The organism is Citrobacter sp. ANG330 (assembly GCF_047467925.1).
In the GTDB taxonomy this organism is placed as follows: domain Bacteria; phylum Pseudomonadota; class Gammaproteobacteria; order Enterobacterales; family Enterobacteriaceae; genus Citrobacter_A; species Citrobacter_A amalonaticus_G.
The window spans coordinates 419,186-439,519 of record NZ_JASJUI010000002.1; the positions used below are offsets into that span (position 1 = coordinate 419,186).

Genomic DNA, 20,334 nt, shown 5'->3' on the forward strand with positions numbered 1-20,334 from the left:
ATTAATTAACTGACTGCAACAGCCGGTCTGTCATTCACGGAAAACACAGAATCTGAGATGGACCCGAAGCCGGGGAGGAGAAATAACCCGTTGCGGAAAGAACGGTAAACGTACCGATCTGAACGGCGTTAACAACGCGAGGAGTATACAGAGTGCAAGAATGGCGCCCTCGAACATCACCGGCGGCGCGGCCAGCAGCGACTTTGCGCTAAGCTCGCACGGGGTCACGGGGGACGCTTCCTCTGTCACAGATGTCGACGATGCCGTCGCCGCGATCGCGGTTGTCTCCATCTGCAACGCATGCAGGCCCGCCATGCGCTGCGCGGTACAGACCATCACCACGACACATGCCAGGCAGAGAAACCACCATCCCATCCGTTGACGTTTCGCCATCGCACCCTCACTCATTGACGCGAGTTATCTTAGCGGCTGGCGTGTTTTACGCAACCTCTGGGCTGTAAAGATATGTTGTTTCGCTGGTTGGCATTCGCTCGCGACGGGATTACCCTACACTTACTGGTGACACCTTTTAAGGGATCCCTTCAGCCTGTATTGATTAACCCGAGAGAACGCTATGGAATTAAAGGATTATTACGCCATCATGGGCGTGAAACCGACGGACGATCTCAAGACTATCAAGACCGCTTACCGCCGACTGGCCCGTAAATACCATCCCGATGTCAGCAAAGAATCCGATGCGGAAGCCCGCTTTAAAGAGGTTGCCGAAGCCTGGGAAGTGCTGAGCGATGAACAACGACGCGCCGAATACGATCAGCTCTGGCAACACCGCAATGACCCGCAATTCAACCGTCAGTTCCAGCAGGGCGAGAACCAGAGTTACAACGCCGAAGACTTCGACGATATCTTCTCCTCCATTTTTGGGCAGCACGCGCGTCAGTCGCGCCAGCGCCATGCCAGCCGTGGACATGATATTGAAATTGAAGTCGCGGTTTTTCTTGAAGAAACGCTCGCTGAACACAGCCGAACCATTAGCTATAACCTGCCGGTCTATAATGCGTTCGGCATGATTGAACGTGAAATTCCAAAAACCCTGAACGTGAAAATTCCGGCAGGCGTCGGCAATGGTCAGCGCATTCGCCTGAAAGGCCAGGGGACGCCGGGTGAAAACGGCGGACCGAACGGCGATTTATGGCTGGTCATTCACATCGCGCCGCATCCGTTGTTCGATATCGTAAATCAGGATCTGGAAATTGTGGTACCGCTCGCCCCGTGGGAAGCGGCGCTGGGCGCGAAGATTGCCGTCCCCACGCTGAAAGAGAGCATTCTGGTCACCATCCCCCCCGGCAGCCAGGCCGGACAACGTCTGCGCATTAAAGGGAAAGGTCTGGTCAGTAAAAAACAGACCGGTGATTTGTATGTCGTGCTGAAGATAGTGATGCCGCCGAAACCGGACGAACGCGCAACGACGCTGTGGCAGCAACTGGCAGAAGCACAGTCAGGTTTTGATCCGCGCAAAGATTGGGGGAAAGCATAATGGCTAACGTCACCATCACCTTTACGGTTACCGAGTTTTGCCTGCATACCGGCGTGACGGAGGAAGACCTGAACGAGATCGTGGGTCTGGGCGTCATCGAACCTTACGCCGAAACCGCGGACAGCTGGCAGTTTGACGATCATGCGGCCACCGTGGTCCAGCGCGCCTTGCGATTGCGGGAAGAGCTGGCGCTCGACTGGCCGGGCATCGCCGTGGCGCTGACGCTGCTGGAAGAGAATACCCGTTTACGCCAGGAAAACCGCCTGTTGCAACAGCGACTTGCTCGCTTTATTAATCATCTATAAGTTCAGGGCAGCATACGCCGCCCATTCATCAGGCAATGATATAAATCAACGCTGGCCTGAAGGGATAGCCGTACGATAGTGGCATATAAAATGCCACTTTATGGAAATCCACAGGCAATGAGTATGAAAAGCCGAACGCGCTGGCAAGGCCGCCCTGGAACAACGGGCGGTAAATTGCCCTGGAACGACTGGCGTAATGCCTCCACCTGGCGTAAAGCCACGCAGTGGCTGCTGTTGGCGATCAATATTTATATTGGCGTGACGTTTTATTACTGGGTCCGTTACTACGAAACCGGCGGATCGAGTCTGCCTCTTCCCCGCCCCGGCGGTATCGAAGGCTGGCTACCTATTGCGGGGCTGATGAACCTTCGCTATACCCTGGAAACCGGTGTGCTTCCTCCGATCCACGCCGCCGCCATGTTGTTGCTGGTCGCGTTTATGCTGGTAAGTCTGCTACTCAAAAAATCGTTCTGCTCGTGGCTGTGCCCGGTAGGTACGCTGTCTGAGCTCATTGCCGATGTGGGTAAGAAATTGTTTGGTCGTAATTTTACGTTGCCCCGTTGGCTGGATATCCCTCTGCGCGGCCTGAAATATCTGCTGCTGGCCTTTTTTCTCTACATTTCACTGTCGATGCCGGCCCAGGGTATTCAGTATTTTTTAATGTCGGCCTACGGGATTATCATCGATGTGAAGATGCTCGATTTCTTTCGCAATATCGGCACGACCACCCTGCTGAGCGTCGCCCTTCTGATGGTCATAAGCCTGTTCATTCGCAACGCATGGTGCCGTTATTTGTGTCCCTATGGCGCCTTGCTCGGGCTGCTTTCCCTGCTCTCACCGTTCAAAATCCGCCGCAATGCGCAAAGCTGTATTGATTGCGGAAAATGTGCCAAAAATTGCCCGTCGCAGATCCCGGTGGATAAGCTGATTCAGGTGCGAACGGTTGAATGCACAGGCTGTATGACCTGCGTGGAATCCTGCCCGGTGGCCTCTACGCTGACATTTTCCCTGCGGACACCAACGGGAAAGGCTGAAACACGTCGAGGAACGTTATCGGGCATGGCGATGACGCTGCTGGTACTCGGCATAATGTTTGCCATTATCGCATTCGCGATGCTGATGGGCGTCTGGGACAGCCCGGTGCCGGAAAACCTCTACTTCCGCTTGATTCCGCAAGCAAGAATGATTGGTCATTAATGGAGACCGGATGGGGCATCTGCCGCCATCCGGATTTGCATCACTTGGATTTATTATCCTCCGCGATGCCATCCTCAATAAAATCTTTATCAAGCTCTTCAGCATTCCCCGCGTGATCGCGCCCGGAAAGAATGTTCCAGCAGGCGATAAACAGCGCGGCAACGAGTGGACCAATGACAAAACCATTGATGCCATAAATCTCCATGCCCCCCACCGTGGTGATAAGAATCAGGTAATCCGGCATTTTGGTATCTTTGCCGACCAGAATGGGGCGCAAAATATTATCCACCAGTCCGACAACCACCACGAAGAAACCGACAATGAAAAAGCCCTGCCACAGTTGCTGCGTCGAAAAAAGATAGATAGCCGCAGGTACCCAGATAATTGCAGAACCTACGGCTGGGATCAGTGACAGAAACGCCATCAATGCTCCCCACAATATGCTGCCCTCAATACCGACAATGTAAAATGCTATCCCGCCGAGCGTCCCCTGAACGATCGCCACTACCACGGTGCCTTTTACCGTCGCCCGGGAGACCGCCGCAAACTTGGCGAACAGATGTTGCTTAACAAAATTTGACAGCGGCAGCGAGTCGAGGATTTGCCGAACCAGAAACGGGCCATCCTTGAGCAGGAAAAAGAGCAGATAGAGCATGATGCCGAAACTGATCGCAAAACCGAAGGTCCCTTTGCCAATCAGGAAGGCGCTGCCCGCCAGATATTGCCCACCTTTGAGCGCCACATCAGACAGTTTCTGTTGAATTTTAGCGGCGTTATCGAGGGAGTGATCGGCAAGAAACGCTCGCGCCCACTCCGGCAAATGAGCAAACAAACTCGCCACCACTTCCGGGAACTGGGCGTCGTTATGCTGCAATTTGTTGTAAACCACGTTCAGTTCAACGGCGAGCGAGGAGAGGATCAGCATTAACGGGATGAACACAATCAGGCAGATAATACCCAGCGTCAGCAGAGACGCCACACCGTTGCGCTCTCCCAATGCCGAACGCAGCTTATTTTTAACCGGATAGAAGATGACCGTCAGAATCGCGGCCCATAAGATGGCGGAAAAGTACGGTGACAGCACGTCGAAGAAAGCCCATGTCACCATGGCGAGAAGAAAAAGGAAAAAGCCTTTATTCAGTCCGTTAAAACGCATCAGAGGATCCTGTAAACAAAGAAACTCTGTGGACTATAGGACTGATTGCGGATTTTACAAAGCCCGCAGGAAGAAAAGCGCCCGCCAGCGCTTCACTTTCAAAATATGATGGTGTTCAATGTTTGACCAAAAGAGATTGCGTTTGCCTCTCTGGACCGCAGCATAGACAGTGGCGAGAACAGGGCAGCAACCGTCTGCCATCGGGATGACCAGCGGCAGACGGCGTGTATTACTGATAACGCGTCACAAGGTCCTTGACCATTGCGGTATACGTTTGTTGCTTAAGTTGAGTGATCTGCTGTTCCGTCATCGCGTCTGCGGTATCCTTTTGACCAGGCTTCGGGGTTAGCAGTTTTGTCTCATAATTAGAGGGTGACCAGGTGGCCCAATCGCCGCTCGCCACGTCCACCAGCGTGAAACGCACCAGATAACGTAGCGAGGTGCTGTCAGGCTGTTTCCCTGCTTTGAAATCCGCCCAGACCATGCTTTTTGTCGCGGCGTCAAATTTGCCGGACTGCAACGTCTCCTGATAAACGATAATCGCTTTCTGATGCCCTTTCGCCGCAACATAGCGTAGCGCCTGCATCCAGTTGGTATTCTCAGCAACCGCGGCGTCCTGATTTTCGTCTTTGCTTTTATCTTTATTGCAAAGCGCTTTTCTTTGTCTGTCCGGGATGCCTGAGAACGTCGCAATCGTGTAATAGCGGCTCATTTCCTGCTGCATGACAGTCTCTGGTGCCCGACTGCCAGACTGAACCAGTATGACTGCCGAATTCAACGGTACACGAAAATTATCCTCTGCCAGTGCCGCCTGAATATCATCTTCAGAAACCACCAGCGTGGTTTCATTGCCAAAAATATCCTTATCCTCCAGCAAGGGGGTTGACGTCGAATTTAGAGTACGACTCTCCGCCTGCGATGTCGTTTTCTTCGCATCAATAGAGGAGTGAGATGCGCACCCCGTCAAAACAGAGAGCGTGACACATGATATTATTACTGACCTGAAATCCATTTTATTCGGTCCTTTTTCTAAGCAGCATGATTCTGAATGGAATAATTAATTATATACCGAAAAAGCATCACCACGAAACAGGAATTACCCTCCTCAATTATTCATATAATAAATATTTATAATTTTTTTATAGACCCCGTCTTTATATTGTTGAGAATTTATGCAGATTCACATCAAGATGCTTATTGCATTCTCCGCGTTATTTCAATTCAATAAACACAGGCATCATTGATTAATCATCACCTATCCGATTGAATTTAATATAATAATCATTTCCAACATAACGCAACCCGGATGTCATATCAAAAAAAGGTGATTTTTCACTTTGCCCGAATAGTTAAAGTCACTGATAATGCGCCCGTTCGTCTCCTCAAAATGGCGGTATATTCCGTATGCTACATTTATTTGCTGGTCTGGATTTATATACCGGCTTGATGCTTTTACTTGCGCTGGTTTTTGTCCTTTTTTACGAAGCGATTAACGGATTTCACGACACCGCGAATGCGGTCGCGACCGTCATATATACCCGTGCCATGCAACCCCAACTGGCGGTGATGATGGCGGCGGTTTTTAATTTCTTTGGCGTTTTGCTGGGCGGTCTCAGCGTTGCCTATGCCATCGTGCATATGCTTCCAACCGACTTGCTACTCAATATGGGGTCGTCTCATGGCCTCGCGATGATTTTTTCTATGTTACTGGCAGCGATTATCTGGAACATGGGAACCTGGTATTTTGGTTTACCCGCCTCCAGTTCCCATACCCTGATCGGCGCAATTATTGGCATCGGGTTAACCAACGCGCTGATGACTGGAGACTCGGTGGTCGATGCATTAAACATCCCGGCGGTGGTCAATATTTTTGCATCATTGATCGCGTCTCCCGTCGTCGGAATGGTGATCGCAGGCGGCCTGATCTTCCTGCTACGCCGCTACTGGAGCGGCACCAAAAAACGCGATCGCATCCATCGCCTTCCTGAAGAGCGGAAAAAGAAAGGCGGTAAAAAGAAACCGCCATTCTGGACACGCATTTCTCTCATCACCTCAGCGGCTGGCGTGGCCTTCTCTCACGGCGCGAACGATGGCCAGAAAGGGATCGGCCTGGTGATGCTGGTACTGGTGGGGATTGCGCCTGCCGGTTTCGTGGTGAACATGAACGCTTCAGGTTACGAAATCACCCGTACGCGCGATGCTGTCAGCAATCTTGAAATGTACTTTCAACAACACTCCGCCTCGTTAAAACAGGTCGCTGACGAGGCTCAGCCGCTTGCCGCAGAGAGCAGGCTCTCGACGGAGTTTCATTGCCACCCGTCGAACACGATGGAGGCTATTGGCCGCGTCAAAACGCTGCTGCCCGCCAATCTTGAGCGTTACGACGCATTAAGCGTGGCGCAACGCAGCCAGTTACGACGCATCATGCTGTGTATCTCCGATACGGCGGATAAAGTGGCGAAACTGCCGGAAATCAGCCGTAGCGATGTGCATCTGCTGAAGAAACTGAAGACTGATTTACTGAGCACCATCGAGTATGCGCCGATCTGGATAATTATGGCGGTCGCGCTGGCGCTGGGTATGGGGACGATGACCGGCTGGCGTCGCGTGGCAACGACTATTGGCGAGAAGATTGGTAAGAAAGGGATGACCTATGCTCAGGGAATGTCCGCGCAGATCACCGCAGCCATCTCAATCGGTCTTGCCAGCTATATCGGGATGCCGGTTTCTACTACGCATGTGCTCTCTTCCGCCGTCGCGGGAACGATGATTGTCGATGGCGGGGGATTACAGCGGAAAACCGTCACCAGCATCGCGATGGCCTGGATATTCACGTTGCCTGCGGCAATTCTGCTGTCCGGGTGTCTGTATTGGACGTCTCTGCAACTTCTCTGAACCGATTGGCGGTTGCGGATAAGCAAAATCCCGCATGAAAATGCCCAGTCAGACTGGGCATCAATGCTTACTGAGGGTTAAGGTCAACGATGGCAGCATCACCGCCAGCGTAATGATAGCCCCGGGCCACCATAAACTCCGTTATCGCTTTTTGTGCATCTGCCAGCACATCACCCAATGGCTGATTAGCATCAATATCCACCAGCGGTGCGCCACCAAAAGTCAGTTGCGGCGTTATCTCTATTTTTTTTGCCAGCGCTTCTCTTCGGTGATCGGGTTTACGTGCGCAGGCCACATCAAGATCAACGTTAAGTTTTATCACTAAATCCGGCTTATGGCTGGCCATCCAGCGAAACGCCGAACGTTCTAATTCGGCCAGCCAGGAAACGAAGCGACTCCCATCAGCATCGGCTGGAAATACCGTACCATCATACGCACCGGGAATTTGCGTCTGAGGATATCGATCGGCTAACACTATTAACCCACGGCGTCGGCACGCCAGCATATGACGGAACCGCAATAGTCGGCGTAGCACGAAAGACATAATCACTAATGCGGGTACAGGCCCTGGTAATTTACTGGCGGTTTTAACTTTATTACGCTCAATGGCTTTACCTAATGAATTACCCATTAACGGTAATTTAACCACGGCGCGCCCAACATTTCCGGCTTGTTTACCTAAATGAACTTTTTCTGTCGGCCCATATTTCTGTAAACAGAGAACAAGGTGTTCGCAGACTGTTGTTTTCCCCGAACCATCGCTGCCAATGACGGCTATTAGCGGAGGTTTTATTGACACCATAAATATACCCTCAACTTAAAATCCTTATCATGAATATTTAATGAAAGTGATATCTCTTCAGATATAATTATTAATACTAAAACGCTAATTAGATATTGTCACAACTTTATTGAACAGATATTCTGAGCACACAACAGTCAATATACAATCAATTATTTAAACTGGATCTTTCGTGAGTCAATTTACTATTTCCACTATTAATCCCCCTTTCGTGCGGGTGATTGCCATAGTCGGCTGCGATGGTTCAGGTAAATCAACCCTGGCTGCCAGCCTGACCACTCTTCTGGCATCACAATTGCCAACAAAGCAACTTTATCTCGGGCAGTCTTCAGGTCGGATTGGCGAATGGATCGAACATTTGCCGGTCATTGGGGCTTCAGTGGGTCGTTACCTGCGGAGTAAAGCGGCACGTGTGCACCAACGCCCCTCGTCACCGCCAGGAAACGTAGCCGCGCTGGTGATCTTCCTCCTCTCCTGCTGGAGAGCGTACAAATTCCGCAACATGCTGATCCAAAGTCGGCAAGGTACGTTATTCATCGTCGATCGTTACCCTCAGATGGAAGTTCCCGGATTTCGCTTTGACGGGCCGCAACTGGCCAAAGCCACTGACGGTAACTGGTGGGTGCGCATCCTGAAAGCGCGCGAGCTCCAGTTGTACCGGTGGATGGCCTCCTGGCGTCCTTTGCTGATGATCAGGCTGGATATCGATGAAGAAACGGCATTCTCACGTAAGCCTGACCATCCATTGTCCGTTCTCCACGAGAAGATCGCGGTCACGCCGCATCTGACATTCAACGGGGCGACGATCCTCGAACTGAATGGTCGGGAACCTGCGGATAAAATCCTTATTGAGTCATTACACTCAATTCAAACCTCACTTCGCGAGCACCAGATCGGATTTGCGAGTCCTTTTTAAGACGGAACGACATGGACACAGAGAACTTCCCCCCCCTGAATGCGTCGTTACCAGAATACATTCCTGGACTGATTGCCGTGGTTGGCTGCGATGGCACCGGTAAATCCACGCTGACGGCGGATCTGGTCAGACACCTGCAAAAGAGATGGGTGACCGAACGTCGCTATTTAGGGCTTGTCTCTGGAGAGGATGGCAACAAAGTCAAGCGTTTGCCGCTTATCGGATCATGGCTTGAACGGCGGCTGGCGGAGAAATCATCAAAAACCCAGAGCATGAGCACCCGGGCGCCCGCGCTCTGGGCGGCGTTAATTATGTACGGGTTCTCGCTACGCCGGATGGCTAACTTACGTAAGGTCCGGAGACTGGCGCAAAGCGGCGTGCTGGTGATCAGCGATCGTTACCCTCAGGCTGAAATTTCCGGCTTTCATTATGACGGACCCGGTATTGGCGTTGAGCGCGTAGCAGGCTGGGTGAAAACACGCATGGCGAAACGCGAAATCCGCCTGTATCAGGAGATGGCACGATATCGGCCTGAACTCATTATTCGTCTTGACATCGATATTGATACCGCATTTGCCCGTAAACCCGACCACGACTACAACGAGCTGCGCGACAAAATCGACGTCATGGTGAAGCTCACGTACAACGGCTCAAGAATTCTTGAACTGGATTCCAGAGCACCCTACCGCGAGGTACTGGAACAGGCGCTGGCAGCCACATACGTTGTCGCCCGGGATTCTCAGCGCAAAGGCGTTTTATCACCACACACCTGCGCTCCACCCGACATCAGGGAGCAGCACCCATAACGAAAGAAACGGTGAACTCAGGCGCTGCGCTATTCGCCAGCCTGAGATTAGTGCTGGGCGGGTTTGCTCCTGCTGAGTGATGATTAACCTGGTCTGGCTGGTTTTTACACATGAAAAAGTGGTTTGCCGATGGCGCGTTTCGCACCATCATTCGTAACAGTGCCTATTTAGGCTCCAGCAATGTAGTGAGCGCCCTGCTGGGTTTACTGGCGCTCTCCTGCGCCGGTAAAGGGGTGACGCCGGCGATGTTTGGCGTGTTAGTCATTATTCAGTCGTATACCAAAGCTATCAGCGATTTTGCCAAATTCCAGACATGGCAACTGGTTGTTCAGTACGGGACACCCGCGCTGGAAAGCAATAATCTGCAGCAGTTTCGCGATGTGATCTCTTTTTCCTTCGGTCTTGATATTGCCAGCGGCGCGGCAGCGATCCTCTGCGGGATGGGGTTACTGCCGTTTCTCTCGCATTCATTAGGTCTCGATGCCGACAGCTTCTGGCTGGCAATGTTGTACTGTACGCTGATCCCGTCAATGGCCTCATCAACCCCAACGGGGATTTTGCGGGCGGTGAACCGCTTTGATTTAATCGCCGTCCAGCAGGCGACCAAACCTTTCCTGCGCGCACTTGGCAGCGTTGTCGCCTATTTCGGCGACTTTGGGTTTGCCGGTTTTGTGTTCGCCTGGTACGCCTCCAGCCTGGTCGGCGGCACAATGTACTGGTGGTTTGCCGCCCGCGAACTGCGTAGCCGGAACATTCACGGTGCGCTCCGCCCGCGTCTGTTTGAATCAGCGCGTCGCCTCCCGGGCGCATGGAATTTTGTCTGGGCAACCAATTTTGCTCACACGATCTGGTCTGCGAGAAACTCCTGCAGCACGGTGTTGGTTGGAGTTGTTCTTGGCCCCGCCGCCGCCGGGCTGTTCAAAATTGCGATGACTTTTTTCGATGCGGCAGGAACGCCGGCGCAACTGCTTGCCAAAAGCTTTTATCCCGAAGTCATGCGCCTGGATCCGCGCAGCAAAAAGCCGTGGCAGTTGGGCGTTAAATCAGCGCTGTTGGCTGGCGGCATTGGCATCATCGTGGCGCTTGCGGTGGTGATTGTCGGTAAGCCGCTCATTTCGCTGGTTTTTGGCGTTAAATATCTCCAGGCGTATGACCTCATCCAGATTATGCTCGGCGCGATTATCGTGTCGATGCTGGGTTTTCCTCAGGAATCGCTGCTGCTTATGTCCGGTAAACAGCGGGCTTTTCTCACCGCGCAGACCCTTGCTTCCCTCGGCTACATGATCCTGTTGCCGGGACTGTCGCATCTCTTCGGTGTGATCGGCGCGGCATTTGCCTATTTCGCCGGACAAAGCCTGGATGTGCTGCTCTCGTTGATCCCGACGCTACACGCCTATCGCCATCGGCAGCGCTTGCCATTTACCACGGGTAAAGAGACTCACTCATGAAGCACGAAAAATTCTCGCCAGACGTTCTCCAGCGCCTGTTCGTGGCGGTGGAAGAAGATGACATTATTGATCGCCATGCCGCGCTACCGGAGCATATTCCCCCTTACTCCACGGAGGACACTCTGCGTCGCTGTTATGATCTCTGCCTGCAGTTTTGGCAGGAGGGTTTTACCCGCAGCGAGTTACTGCGGCTGGTGCTTAAGCAATTACAAGGCGGCGAGCTGTCAGAAAACGAACGGATGCAGTACAAATACATTCGCGCACGTTATAAGCATTTACGTTTTGCGCTGCGTCTCTACCGCAAGACCCACCAGTCAGGCCTCATTTTTGGCAAAACCACTGTTTTTCTCGGCCACTTTCAGGACGGGTTTCGTAACGGGAATAGAACGATTATTGCCACTTATGGAAGGCGGCTGCGTGTGTGTCTGAGCCGCCCCGTCTGGTGGGTGGTCCAGTATTCCCTTCGCCACAGCCAGCCAGAGTCGGCAAACGGATTTGCGTTCTATTGCCAGACGCAAATGCGTACGCTGCGGGACCTCATTGCCCAACCACAACTGACCGGTAGTGAATTCCACACCATGCGAAAAATCATCAGCCAACAGGTTTCCTATTTCGACACGCTGCGCGCTCTCGATCCGGACAATCACAACGCTCGCGCCATCTCCCGCTTTCTGGCGACCATTAATGGTCTGATGGGGGACCGACATGACGAAATGGTGACCGCTGCAATGGAAATGAGAACACCGTACGACGAGCCCTGCACGTTGGATAGCGAAATCCGCGGACGTATAGAGCAATGGCTCGACCATTATCCTCTCCAGATGGAACAGCACAGGGCTCCCCATTGCGGCCCAGCGAAATAAAGGATCGGCGATGCTGCTACGTCAATTATTGTTGATTTCACTTCTGCTTTCACCATGGCTGGCGTCAGCGCATAACTTTGTCGACGGTCAGCCGGTTAAGCCAATTGTCATTACGGATCGCGGCGAATTGCTACTGGATACTCACGATGCGTTTAGTTACCGCAACTGGAGTAGCGGCGAACTGGCGGGAAAGGTGCGCATTGTTCAGTATATCGCCGGGCGGAAATCGGCGAAAAAGAAAAACGCAATGCTGATTAAAGCGGTTAAAGCCGCCAATTTTCCCCAGGACCGCTTTCAACCGACCACCATCGTGAATACCGATGATGTGATTTTTGGCACCGGTTTATTCGTCCTCAGCAAGATAGAAAAAAACAAACGCCGCTACCCGTGGGCGCAATTTATCATCGACAGCAGCGGCCTGGGGCGCAAAACCTGGCAACTCAATGAAATGAGTTCGACCATTCTGGTGCTCGATAAAGAAGGACGCGTTCTGTGGGCAAAGGATGGCGATCTGACGCCGAAAGAGGTGCACCAGGTCATCGCGATGGTGCAAAAAATGGTTAACGAATCACAGGCCTGTGATGACAATCATTGAACACTACATCATGGCCGGCATTCAACGACTGGTCGTCACCCTCGTGGGTTTTCTGATCGTTATTTTCGCCAGCTATTGCGCGCAGCGCTACCTGACCGAAGCAGCCAATGGTACTTTAGCCCTGAGCGTCGTGCTGGATGTTGTCTTCTACAAGGTGCTGATTGCGCTGGAGATGTTGCTCCCTGTCGGCCTGTATGTCGCCGTCGGCGTCACCCTCGGACAAATGTACACCGATTCGGAAATCACGGCGATATCCGCCGCTGGCGCCGCACCTTCACGCCTTTATCGCGCCGTCATGTTCCTCGCCATTCCATTGAGTATTCTGGTGACGCTGCTGTCCCTTTACGGCAGACCCTGGGCTTACGCGCAAATTTATCAGTTAGAACAACAATCGCAGTCAGAGCTGGATGTCCGTCACCTGCAGGCAAGAAAGTTTAACGTCAACAACAATGGACGGATGATCCTCGCCTGGCAGATTGACCCCGACGCGGCTCATTTGAATAATGCGCTGATCTACACCGCCTCTGGCAACAAAACCAGTATCTTCAGGGCCAACAGCGTGGACGTTGTTGATCCCTCCCCCACGACGCCCTCAGTAATGTTGCACTCCGGTACCGCCTATATCCTGGATCATCAGGGCAGTGATGATAATGAGCAAGTTTTCCGCCATCTCAAACTGAATCTGAAGCCGTTCGCCCGGAATGATGACGTCAAACGCAAAGCGAAATCTCTGGAATTGCTCTCGCGCTCCTCTGAGTCGGCTGATGCCGCTGAACTGCAATGGCGGGAAAGTCGCGGAGTCTGCGCATTGCTAATGGCGCTACTGGCGATCCCACTTAGCCGCGTCAGGCCACGCCAGGGACGATTTACCACGCTCCTCCCCCTCACGCTGTTATTTGTCATCATTTTTTATGGTGGCAATATATGCCGCACGCTGGTTGCCAACGGCGCATTGCCTGTGACGCCAGGTCTGTGGCTGATTCCCCTCTTTATGCTGACTGGCCTGTTTTTTCTGCTGATCCATGATGGCACTCTGCTGCGGAAGATACATCGATGAGCCTCTTCAGCCGCTATTTGATACGCCATCTCTTTTTGGGATTTTCAGCGGCAGCGGGGTTACTGCTTCCTTTGTTTACCACCTTTAATCTGATCGGCGAACTCGATGATGTGAATCCTGATGGGTATCGCTGGACGCAGGCGGTGACAGTCATGTTGATGACACTGCCAAGAACCCTTATCGATCTTGGTCCCTTTATTGCCCTGCTCGGTGGCATCGTTGGGCTGGGACAGCTGTCGAAAAGCGGGGAATTAACCGCAATACGCAGTACGGGATGTTCAATTTTCAAAATCGCCATGGTGACGCTAAGCGCGGGAGTGATGCTAATCGTTGCCCTCGGCGTCATTGATGAATGGATTGCCTCGCCGATGCAGCAGCAGGCGTTGCAGATTAAAACGCGCTATAACAATTACGATATGGCAGGAAACATTCTGTGGGCCCGGCGCGGCAATGAGTTTGTGACGGTAAAATCGCTGGATGCGCATCATCAGCCTGAGGGCATTGAGCTGTTCTACTACCGGGCGGACCACTCTCTGCAACGGTATATTTATGCGCGAACCGCCACCATTTCAGATAACGGTGCCTGGCGGCTTGAGGGCGTCAATCAAAAAGAGTGGACCAACGGCAAGGAGACAACAGAGACGAAAGAGAGCGTCATGTGGTCACCCCTGTTCGCGGGCATGAGTCTTGAGGAACTTACCCTGCCTGGCAGTAGTTTTTCGGTTACGCAGCTCGGTCATTATATTTCTTATCTGAAGCGCACAGGTCAACCCAGTCTCGAATTTACGCTGGCGTTATGGCTAAAGCTGGGTCATCCGCTTTTGATCCTGGCGATGATTTTACTGGCAATCCCGTTCACCTTTAGCGCCCCCCGCGCTCCCGGAGTGGGAAGTCGCTTGGCCGTCGGCGTGATCGTGGGTCTGTTGACCTACGTCTGCGATCAGATCATCGTCAACCTGGGACTGCTCTATTCCCTGAATGCACAACTGATAGCGCTGGGCCCGCCGATATTGCTCCTGGCGGTGGCATTAATACTGGTTTATCGATTCGATCGCCAACCCTGATATCGCAACATTTATCAGACGGCGTGATGGGCAGGGGTAAAAAGTCGCAGCAGATAAACTTACTGAGAATATCTGCTGCGTAGAGCGCCTTATTTTTTCAGCTGTGCAAAGGCCTGAATAATCTCATCAATCTGCTCGTAGGTATGCGCGGCGTTAACACTGCAGCGCAACAGCGTGATCCCGGCGGGTGCGGCCGGTGGCAAAATGAGATTTACGTAAACGCCTGCGTCAATCAATTTGCGCCAGGCACGCAGTCCCTCTTCTTTTGCGCCAATAATCACCGGCACCACAGGGCTGATGTGCGAACTCAGCTCAAAGCCCAGTTTCTCAAGCCCTTCATACAGTCGCGCTGCGTTATCCCACAGCTTTTGGCGCAACTCCGGTTGTGTTGCGATCGTTTTCAACGCAGAGCGGACGGTTGCAATACTCGACGGCGATGGGGAAGCGGTGAAAATATAAGGACGACTGGCGTAACGCAGGACATCCATTCCCTGGCCGCCCACGGCAAAACCCCCAATGGAAGCCAGACTCTTACTGAAGGTTCCCACAATAATATCGACATCCTGCTCCACACCGGCGGCTTCCGCCAGTCCCCGTCCCTTCGCGCCCATCACGCCAAAGGAGTGCGCTTCATCGACAATCAAAAACCCCCCCAGTCGTTTTTTGATATCGACAATCTCGACCAGTGGCGCAATGTCGCCCAGCATGCTGTAAATGCCCTCGACAATAATGATGGCGTCTTTGGCGCGCTCGCCGAGACGCACCATTCGGCGCTCCAGATCTTTTGCGTCATTATGGCGAAAGCGGATAATTTCAGCTCCGCCTAACGCGCAGGCATCATAAATACTGGCGTGGCAGTCAGCATCCAGTAATACCACAGCATTGTGACTGGCAAGCGTGCTGATTATCCCTAAATTGGCGGTATAACCCGTGGAGAAGACAATGGCCGATGGTCGGTCAAAAAACTCGGCAATTTCTTGCTCCAGGGCTAAATGCGGTCCATAACTGCCGTTCGCCATTCGCGAACCGGTCGTGCCTGTCCCCTGATGGGCTAAAGCCGCCTGCCCCTCGGCTATCGCCTGCGCGTTAAAAGTGAGCCCCAGGTAATTATTGGTTCCCGCCAGAATGATTTTTTGATTGCCTATCCGCCCTTCCGTTGCGGAAAACACCTCATCTATACAGGTGCCAAAGGGATTAATCCCGGTCATGCTAAATTGTTCCCGCTCACTGGCCAGGCGCGAGAATTTATCATAAAGACTCATTGATGCTCTCCAGATAAGGAATTAATGCTTCCATTAATTGCGCAGGTGTTCTGACATCCAGCAAAATGTTAATTGGAATAGAAATATCGAATTTATCTTCCAGTAACATTAATAAATCCATGACTTTAATTGATTCCAGCCCAAGGTCATTAACCAGGTCGCTGTCCGGATGGATATCTACGCCGCTTTCAACCATACCCTGCAGACAATGAAGGGTGTAATCCATTACTTCTTCATGATTTAACATAGAAAATAACACACCTGTAATATTAATATTTAAAATAACCCCTGCCGCAATGCATATTCCAGGCTAATTCGGGGAGACCAATTTATTATCTCGTAAAGATCTTTGTTATTTGCCGACCAGTCAGCGTGGGTTAATTCACAAACTTTACTGCGGGTTAACATAGGTTCTTTTCCGGCGAGTCGACTGATTAAGGAACTCGTGTCCGCCATCAGGTTTAGTAACGGCCGCGGAATGCTCACGACCCGAACCGGCCTGTTACGTATCGCGACCGCAATGTCCTGAAGACGCTGCCAGTTATAGCCATCAGCAACACCGTCGCATAACTCATAAGGAGAAACCGGCGTCTGGTCGGCCAGGAGCCATTGACTGACCGCTTGTGCTAAATCGCTCACGTGCAAAAATGACAGTCGGGCATCCGCAGCCCCAAATCGCGGGAGATAACCGTGTAGCATCGCACGAAACAATGGGCTTAACTCTTTATCACCAGGTCCGTACACTGCCGTGGGACGAAAAATCCCCAGCGTAATCCCGCCTGCTATCTCCGTTAGCCGCTGTTCGGCGACATATTTGGAATTTGCATACCACGAGAGTTCCGGGTGACGTGCGGCAAGCGACGAGATAAACAGAAAACGCTGACAACTGCCGCTCTCTTTCGCAGCCTGCATCAGTCGTTGGCTGCCTTCGACATTGCAGCGGGTAAAGACCTCTTCTTTATGTCCGCGAACCTGCCCCGCGCAATGGACTACATGATCCACCCCGGCGACCAGCTGCGCCAGCGATTCGCTTTCTTCCAGCGAACCCAAGCTCCACACAAGATTATCCCGCTCGTCGTGGTGAGGGGTTCGGGTTAATGCCCGAACGGTAAAACCACGGGACAGCAGGTCATCAATGATATGCCTTCCGATAAAGCCCGTTCCGCCGGTTACCGCAACCGTGGTACTCATTGCGAATAACTCGTCACAGGAATCGGTGAATTTAGCGTTTCAGCAAACAGGTTCAGATAGCGTTTTTTCGCTTCCGCACGCGCCGGTTTACCGGATGATGTCCGCGGGATGCTGTGCGGTGGCAGTAGCTCAATGCTGACAGAAACGCCAAACTCGCTCTGTACCCGGGCGGTCAGGCTATGGACGATCTGTGCCCGGCGCTCTTCACAACTGACCCGGCACTGAATCTGTAAAATAATGCGTTCCTGAGACGTCACAAACGCTATCGCATCGCCGGAATGAATTTCCGGTTCCTGCTCCGCAATGTACTCAATATCCTGAGGCCAGATATTCCGACCACGAATGATGATCAGATCTTTTATACGCCCCGTCACATACAAGTGACCATCAAGCAAATAGCCAAGATCCCCGGTATCCATCCATCCCGTTGACTGAATTTCCTTTTGCGAAATCGGATCCTGAAAATAACCGCTCATCAGACTCGGACCGGAGATACAGATATGGCCGACTTCCCTCTCAGGCAGAGGGTTCCCGATCTCATTACGAATTTCAATGCGATGGCCGGGAAGCGCCTTGCCACAATTCACAAAAGTGGAAATTGCCCGGCTACTGCTCGTTGGAGGAACCGCCTTTCCCTGGTACTCGAGTATGTCGCGATCGACATCGTTCACCAGGACACCTGACGCTTCGTCAGAAAAACTGACCGCCAGCGCATTTTCAGCCAGACCGTAACAGGGCATGAAGGCCTTGCTGTCAAATCCCGCGCGCTCAAAACATTCGCCAAACTGATTAAGTTGCCCGGCAGAAATGGGTTCTGCCCCCACGCCGGCGACGCGCCAGCAGGAGAGATCCAGCCCGGCAAGCTCGTGGTCATTGATACGACGCAAGCACAAATCGTAGCCAAAAGGCGGCGCGACGGAGACTGTGCAGCGGTTCTGACTGATTAATTTCAGCCACTGTAGCGGTCGCATGGCAAAATCCTGCGTGCGCAGATAATCCACGGATAGCTGAGTCGCCACAGGTGTAAGCAGAAAACCCACCAGCCCCATGTCGTGATAAAAGGGCAGCCACGAAACACAGCGGTCGCCGTCACGTAATTTGATCCCATCATGGCTAATCACATGCAGATTCGACATGACTTCACGATGGGTAATAATGACGCCGCGAGGAAAGCGCGTGCTGCCGGAGGTGTACTGAAGATAGGCAATATCGTCAGGCGACGGTAATGGCAGCTCGATATCCTTTTCCGGTAATGCATTAAAGTGCGCATTACTGAGAATATGGATACCCGCCTGATGTTCGTTGACAACATTAATCAGCGACAACCATTGATCGCTGCTGATAATAGCCGCAGGCTGACAACTGGCGAGCAAGCCCTGCAATTTCGCGGAATAGGAATCGCGTTGCCCGACGCCCATCGGAATGGCTAATGGTACCGCCACCAGGCCTGCATACTGGCAGGCAAAAAAAGCTTCGACAAAACCGACGCTGGTTTCAGCAATCAGCGCGATGCGATCGCCCTTGTTCAGATTCAGTGAAAGTAAGCGCCGCGCTCCCGCCATTGCTCGACATTTTAGCTGGCGATATTCCAGTGCTGCTTCAGGCTGATTGCGTCGATCATAAAAATTCATTCCCGCACTTCCCAAAGCGGCATAGTCCAGAGCTTCCACCAGGGTTGAAAAGTCAGCATAACGCATAGGAAGAGAATGAGTTGAGATTCTATTGGACATATACACCATGAAAATGTTTGAATTTAAAATCGCGGGTTATACGAAACAAATAAACAGAAGCAGGTAATATAAATTAAATAGCCATTAAACAATACTTCTTTTTTTGAAAAGAATCATAATTAACACAAATAAATTAAAGCATTCCAACATTTATAATGATGATATTTTCAACAATAATACCTCATTTCTTTTTCAACATTAAAATTTATCATTCCACGCTCTGGAGATCATTATTTTACCTTTTCTCTTCCTGTTTTATCATCAACCGCATAGAGTGGTAAAAGAAAGAAATAATCCTTCAGTAATTTATTCCATTTTGGGGTATCGACGTTACCGTAAGCAAATAAATGTCATTAAGTTTATTTCTGCACTTTTTATTTAAGGCCAGCTATGATTCAGATACAAAAAGTCATGAATAAACATGACCTCAACGCGTTTATCTCTTTCCCTTCTTCACTTTATTGCGCCGACGACAGTTGGATCGAACCCTTGCACCTTGAACGCGCAGAGCATCTGTCAGCGAAAAATCCGGGTTCCGGGCATATTAAATGGCAGGCATGGGTCGCTAAAAAAGCAGGACGGGTCGTCGGGCGAATCACGGCACAGATTGATACCCTTCACCGCCAGCTGTACGGCAACGATACCGGGCACTTTGGTATGCTCGATGCCATCGACGACCCCGAGGTCTTTAGCGCGCTGTTTGCGACCGCTGAAACATGGCTGAAAGCCCACGGTGCACGAAAAATTACCGGCCCTTTTAACCTGAACATTAACCAGGAAAGCGGTCTGCTGGTTGAAGGTTTCGGGACACCACCCTGCGCGCTGATGCCGCACGGTAAACCCTGGTATGGAAGCCACGTCAAGCTGCAGGGATACACCAAAGGAATCGATCTGTTGGCCTACTGGATGCAGAGGACGGATTTATTCTTCTCGCCGTCGCTGAGTCGGCTAATGGATCAGGTACGTCAAAAGGTGACCATCCGCAGCATCAACCGTAAGCGGTTTAGTGAAGAAATACAGATTCTGCGTGAAATTTTCAACTCCGGATGGCAGCACAACTGGGGATTTGTCCCCTTCACGGAACACGAATTCGCCACCATGGGTGATCAGCTCAGGTTCCTGGTCCCGAACGATATGATTTACATCGCTGAAATTGATTCCGTCCCCTGTGCATTTATCGTTGGGCTGCCCAATATTAATGAGGCTATCGCCGATCTCAATGGTCGGCTGTTGCCGTTTGGCTGGGCCCGGCTGCTCTGGCGACTGAAAGTGAGCGGCGTGCGAACCGCGCGGGTGCCTTTGATGGGCGTTCGTCAGGAATATCAGTTCAGCCGCATTGGCCCAGTTATGGCTTTGCTGTTAATAGAGGCATTACGCGAGCCATTTGCCAGACACCATATTGACGCGCTGGAGATGTCCTGGATTCTGGAATCCAACAGCGGAATGCGCACGATACTGGAACGCATCGGCGGGGTTGCCTATAAGCGTTATCGCCTGTACGAAAAACAACTTTGATCGCCCCCTGTAAAAAGCGGAGCGTTATTCGCGAAAA

General features: G+C 51.9%; 20 protein-coding genes. 12 read left to right on the forward strand and 8 right to left on the reverse strand.

Annotated elements, in window-relative coordinates:
* Positions 1-30: 30 nt before the first annotated feature.
* The gene (locus QNN88_RS07805; protein ID WP_414239702.1) at positions 31-393 is read right to left on the reverse strand and encodes a copper resistance protein; all 363 of its coding nucleotides are present in this window, start codon (positions 391-393) and stop codon (positions 31-33) included.
* Between the two features lie 181 nt (positions 394-574).
* On the opposite strand from QNN88_RS07805, the gene cbpA reads away from it, so the two are divergent.
* The 3 genes from cbpA (at position 575) to QNN88_RS07820 (ending at position 2,997) form a co-directional block, all read left to right on the forward strand.
* Entirely contained in the window at positions 575-1,495 is a 921-nt protein-coding gene (cbpA, locus tag QNN88_RS07810) for a curved DNA-binding protein (RefSeq protein WP_414239703.1), read from the forward strand.
* Positions 1,495-1,800, forward strand: a complete 306-nt coding sequence (gene cbpM / locus QNN88_RS07815; protein ID WP_414239704.1) for a chaperone modulator CbpM — start codon at positions 1,495-1,497, stop codon at positions 1,798-1,800. Before cbpA ends, cbpM begins: the two co-directional genes overlap by 1 nt.
* Before the next feature lie 117 nt (positions 1,801-1,917).
* The gene (locus tag QNN88_RS07820) at positions 1,918-2,997 is read left to right on the forward strand and encodes a 4Fe-4S binding protein (RefSeq protein WP_414239705.1); all 1,080 of its coding nucleotides are present in this window, start codon (positions 1,918-1,920) and stop codon (positions 2,995-2,997) included.
* Positions 2,998-3,037: 40 nt separating this feature from the next.
* Here QNN88_RS07820 and QNN88_RS07825 read toward each other — a convergent pair whose 3' ends face one another.
* Together QNN88_RS07825 and QNN88_RS07830 are read right to left on the reverse strand one after the other, a co-directional pair.
* Positions 3,038-4,153 (reverse strand): AI-2E family transporter, encoded by a 1,116-nt coding sequence (locus QNN88_RS07825; protein WP_414239706.1) that lies wholly within the window; start codon positions 4,151-4,153, stop codon positions 3,038-3,040.
* Between the two features lie 229 nt (positions 4,154-4,382).
* Entirely contained in the window at positions 4,383-5,165 is a 783-nt protein-coding gene (locus QNN88_RS07830; protein WP_414239707.1) for a hypothetical protein, read from the reverse strand.
* 392 nt (positions 5,166-5,557) lie between these two features.
* Here QNN88_RS07830 and pitA point away from each other — a divergent pair, with 392 nt between their 5' ends.
* A complete protein-coding gene (pitA, locus tag QNN88_RS07835) occupies positions 5,558-7,048 on the forward strand; it encodes an inorganic phosphate transporter PitA (RefSeq protein ID WP_414239708.1) in 1,491 nt (496 codons plus the stop codon).
* A gap of 67 nt (positions 7,049-7,115) precedes the next feature.
* Here the strand turns inward: pitA and QNN88_RS07840 are convergent, their stop codons facing one another.
* Positions 7,116-7,850 (reverse strand): dTMP kinase, encoded by a 735-nt coding sequence (locus QNN88_RS07840; protein WP_414239709.1) that lies wholly within the window; start codon positions 7,848-7,850, stop codon positions 7,116-7,118.
* A 172-nt stretch (positions 7,851-8,022) separates the two neighbouring features.
* Between QNN88_RS07840 and QNN88_RS07845 the strand changes: the two genes are divergently transcribed.
* The 7 genes from QNN88_RS07845 to lptG all read left to right on the forward strand — a co-directional run bounded on the left by QNN88_RS07845 (position 8,023) and on the right by lptG (position 14,599).
* Positions 8,023-8,766, forward strand: a complete 744-nt coding sequence (locus QNN88_RS07845; RefSeq protein ID WP_414239710.1) for a hypothetical protein — start codon at positions 8,023-8,025, stop codon at positions 8,764-8,766.
* 11 nt (positions 8,767-8,777) lie between these two features.
* Complete coding sequence (locus QNN88_RS07850) at positions 8,778-9,572, forward strand: hypothetical protein (protein WP_414239711.1); 795 nt, start codon at positions 8,778-8,780, stop codon at positions 9,570-9,572.
* A gap of 110 nt (positions 9,573-9,682) precedes the next feature.
* Entirely contained in the window at positions 9,683-11,020 is a 1,338-nt protein-coding gene (locus QNN88_RS07855) for a lipopolysaccharide biosynthesis protein (protein WP_414239712.1), read from the forward strand.
* Entirely contained in the window at positions 11,017-11,883 is an 867-nt protein-coding gene (locus QNN88_RS07860) for a hypothetical protein (RefSeq protein WP_414239713.1), read from the forward strand. The genes QNN88_RS07855 and QNN88_RS07860 overlap by 4 nt, the downstream gene beginning before the upstream one ends.
* A 10-nt stretch (positions 11,884-11,893) precedes the next feature.
* Positions 11,894-12,478: a YtfJ family protein gene (locus QNN88_RS07865; protein ID WP_414239714.1), complete on the forward strand. Its 585-nt coding sequence runs from the start codon at positions 11,894-11,896 to the stop codon at positions 12,476-12,478.
* Positions 12,465-13,535, forward strand: a complete 1,071-nt coding sequence (gene lptF / locus QNN88_RS07870) for an LPS export ABC transporter permease LptF (RefSeq protein ID WP_414239715.1) — start codon at positions 12,465-12,467, stop codon at positions 13,533-13,535. The genes QNN88_RS07865 and lptF overlap by 14 nt, the downstream gene beginning before the upstream one ends.
* A complete protein-coding gene (lptG, locus tag QNN88_RS07875; protein WP_414239716.1) occupies positions 13,532-14,599 on the forward strand; it encodes an LPS export ABC transporter permease LptG in 1,068 nt (355 codons plus the stop codon). Before lptF ends, lptG begins: the two co-directional genes overlap by 4 nt.
* An 89-nt stretch (positions 14,600-14,688) precedes the next feature.
* Here the strand turns inward: lptG and spt are convergent, their stop codons facing one another.
* From spt to QNN88_RS07895, 4 genes are read right to left on the reverse strand one after another with little or no spacing between them, the layout of a single operon-like run.
* Complete coding sequence (gene spt / locus QNN88_RS07880; RefSeq protein WP_414239717.1) at positions 14,689-15,861, reverse strand: serine palmitoyltransferase; 1,173 nt, start codon at positions 15,859-15,861, stop codon at positions 14,689-14,691.
* Positions 15,848-16,108 carry an acyl carrier protein gene (locus tag QNN88_RS07885; protein WP_046497751.1) on the reverse strand — a complete coding sequence of 87 codons (261 nt, stop codon included), beginning with the start codon at positions 16,106-16,108 and terminating at the stop codon, positions 15,848-15,850. Before QNN88_RS07885 ends, spt begins: the two co-directional genes overlap by 14 nt.
* A 29-nt stretch (positions 16,109-16,137) precedes the next feature.
* Entirely contained in the window at positions 16,138-17,052 is a 915-nt protein-coding gene (locus tag QNN88_RS07890) for an NAD-dependent epimerase/dehydratase family protein (RefSeq protein WP_414239718.1), read from the reverse strand.
* Entirely contained in the window at positions 17,049-18,782 is a 1,734-nt protein-coding gene (locus QNN88_RS07895; RefSeq protein WP_414239719.1) for a fatty acyl-AMP ligase, read from the reverse strand. The genes QNN88_RS07890 and QNN88_RS07895 overlap by 4 nt, the downstream gene beginning before the upstream one ends.
* Before the next feature lie 390 nt (positions 18,783-19,172).
* On the opposite strand from QNN88_RS07895, the gene QNN88_RS07900 reads away from it, so the two are divergent.
* Complete coding sequence (locus tag QNN88_RS07900; RefSeq protein ID WP_414239720.1) at positions 19,173-20,297, forward strand: N-acetyltransferase; 1,125 nt, start codon at positions 19,173-19,175, stop codon at positions 20,295-20,297.
* The last annotated feature ends 37 nt before the right edge of the window (positions 20,298-20,334 follow it).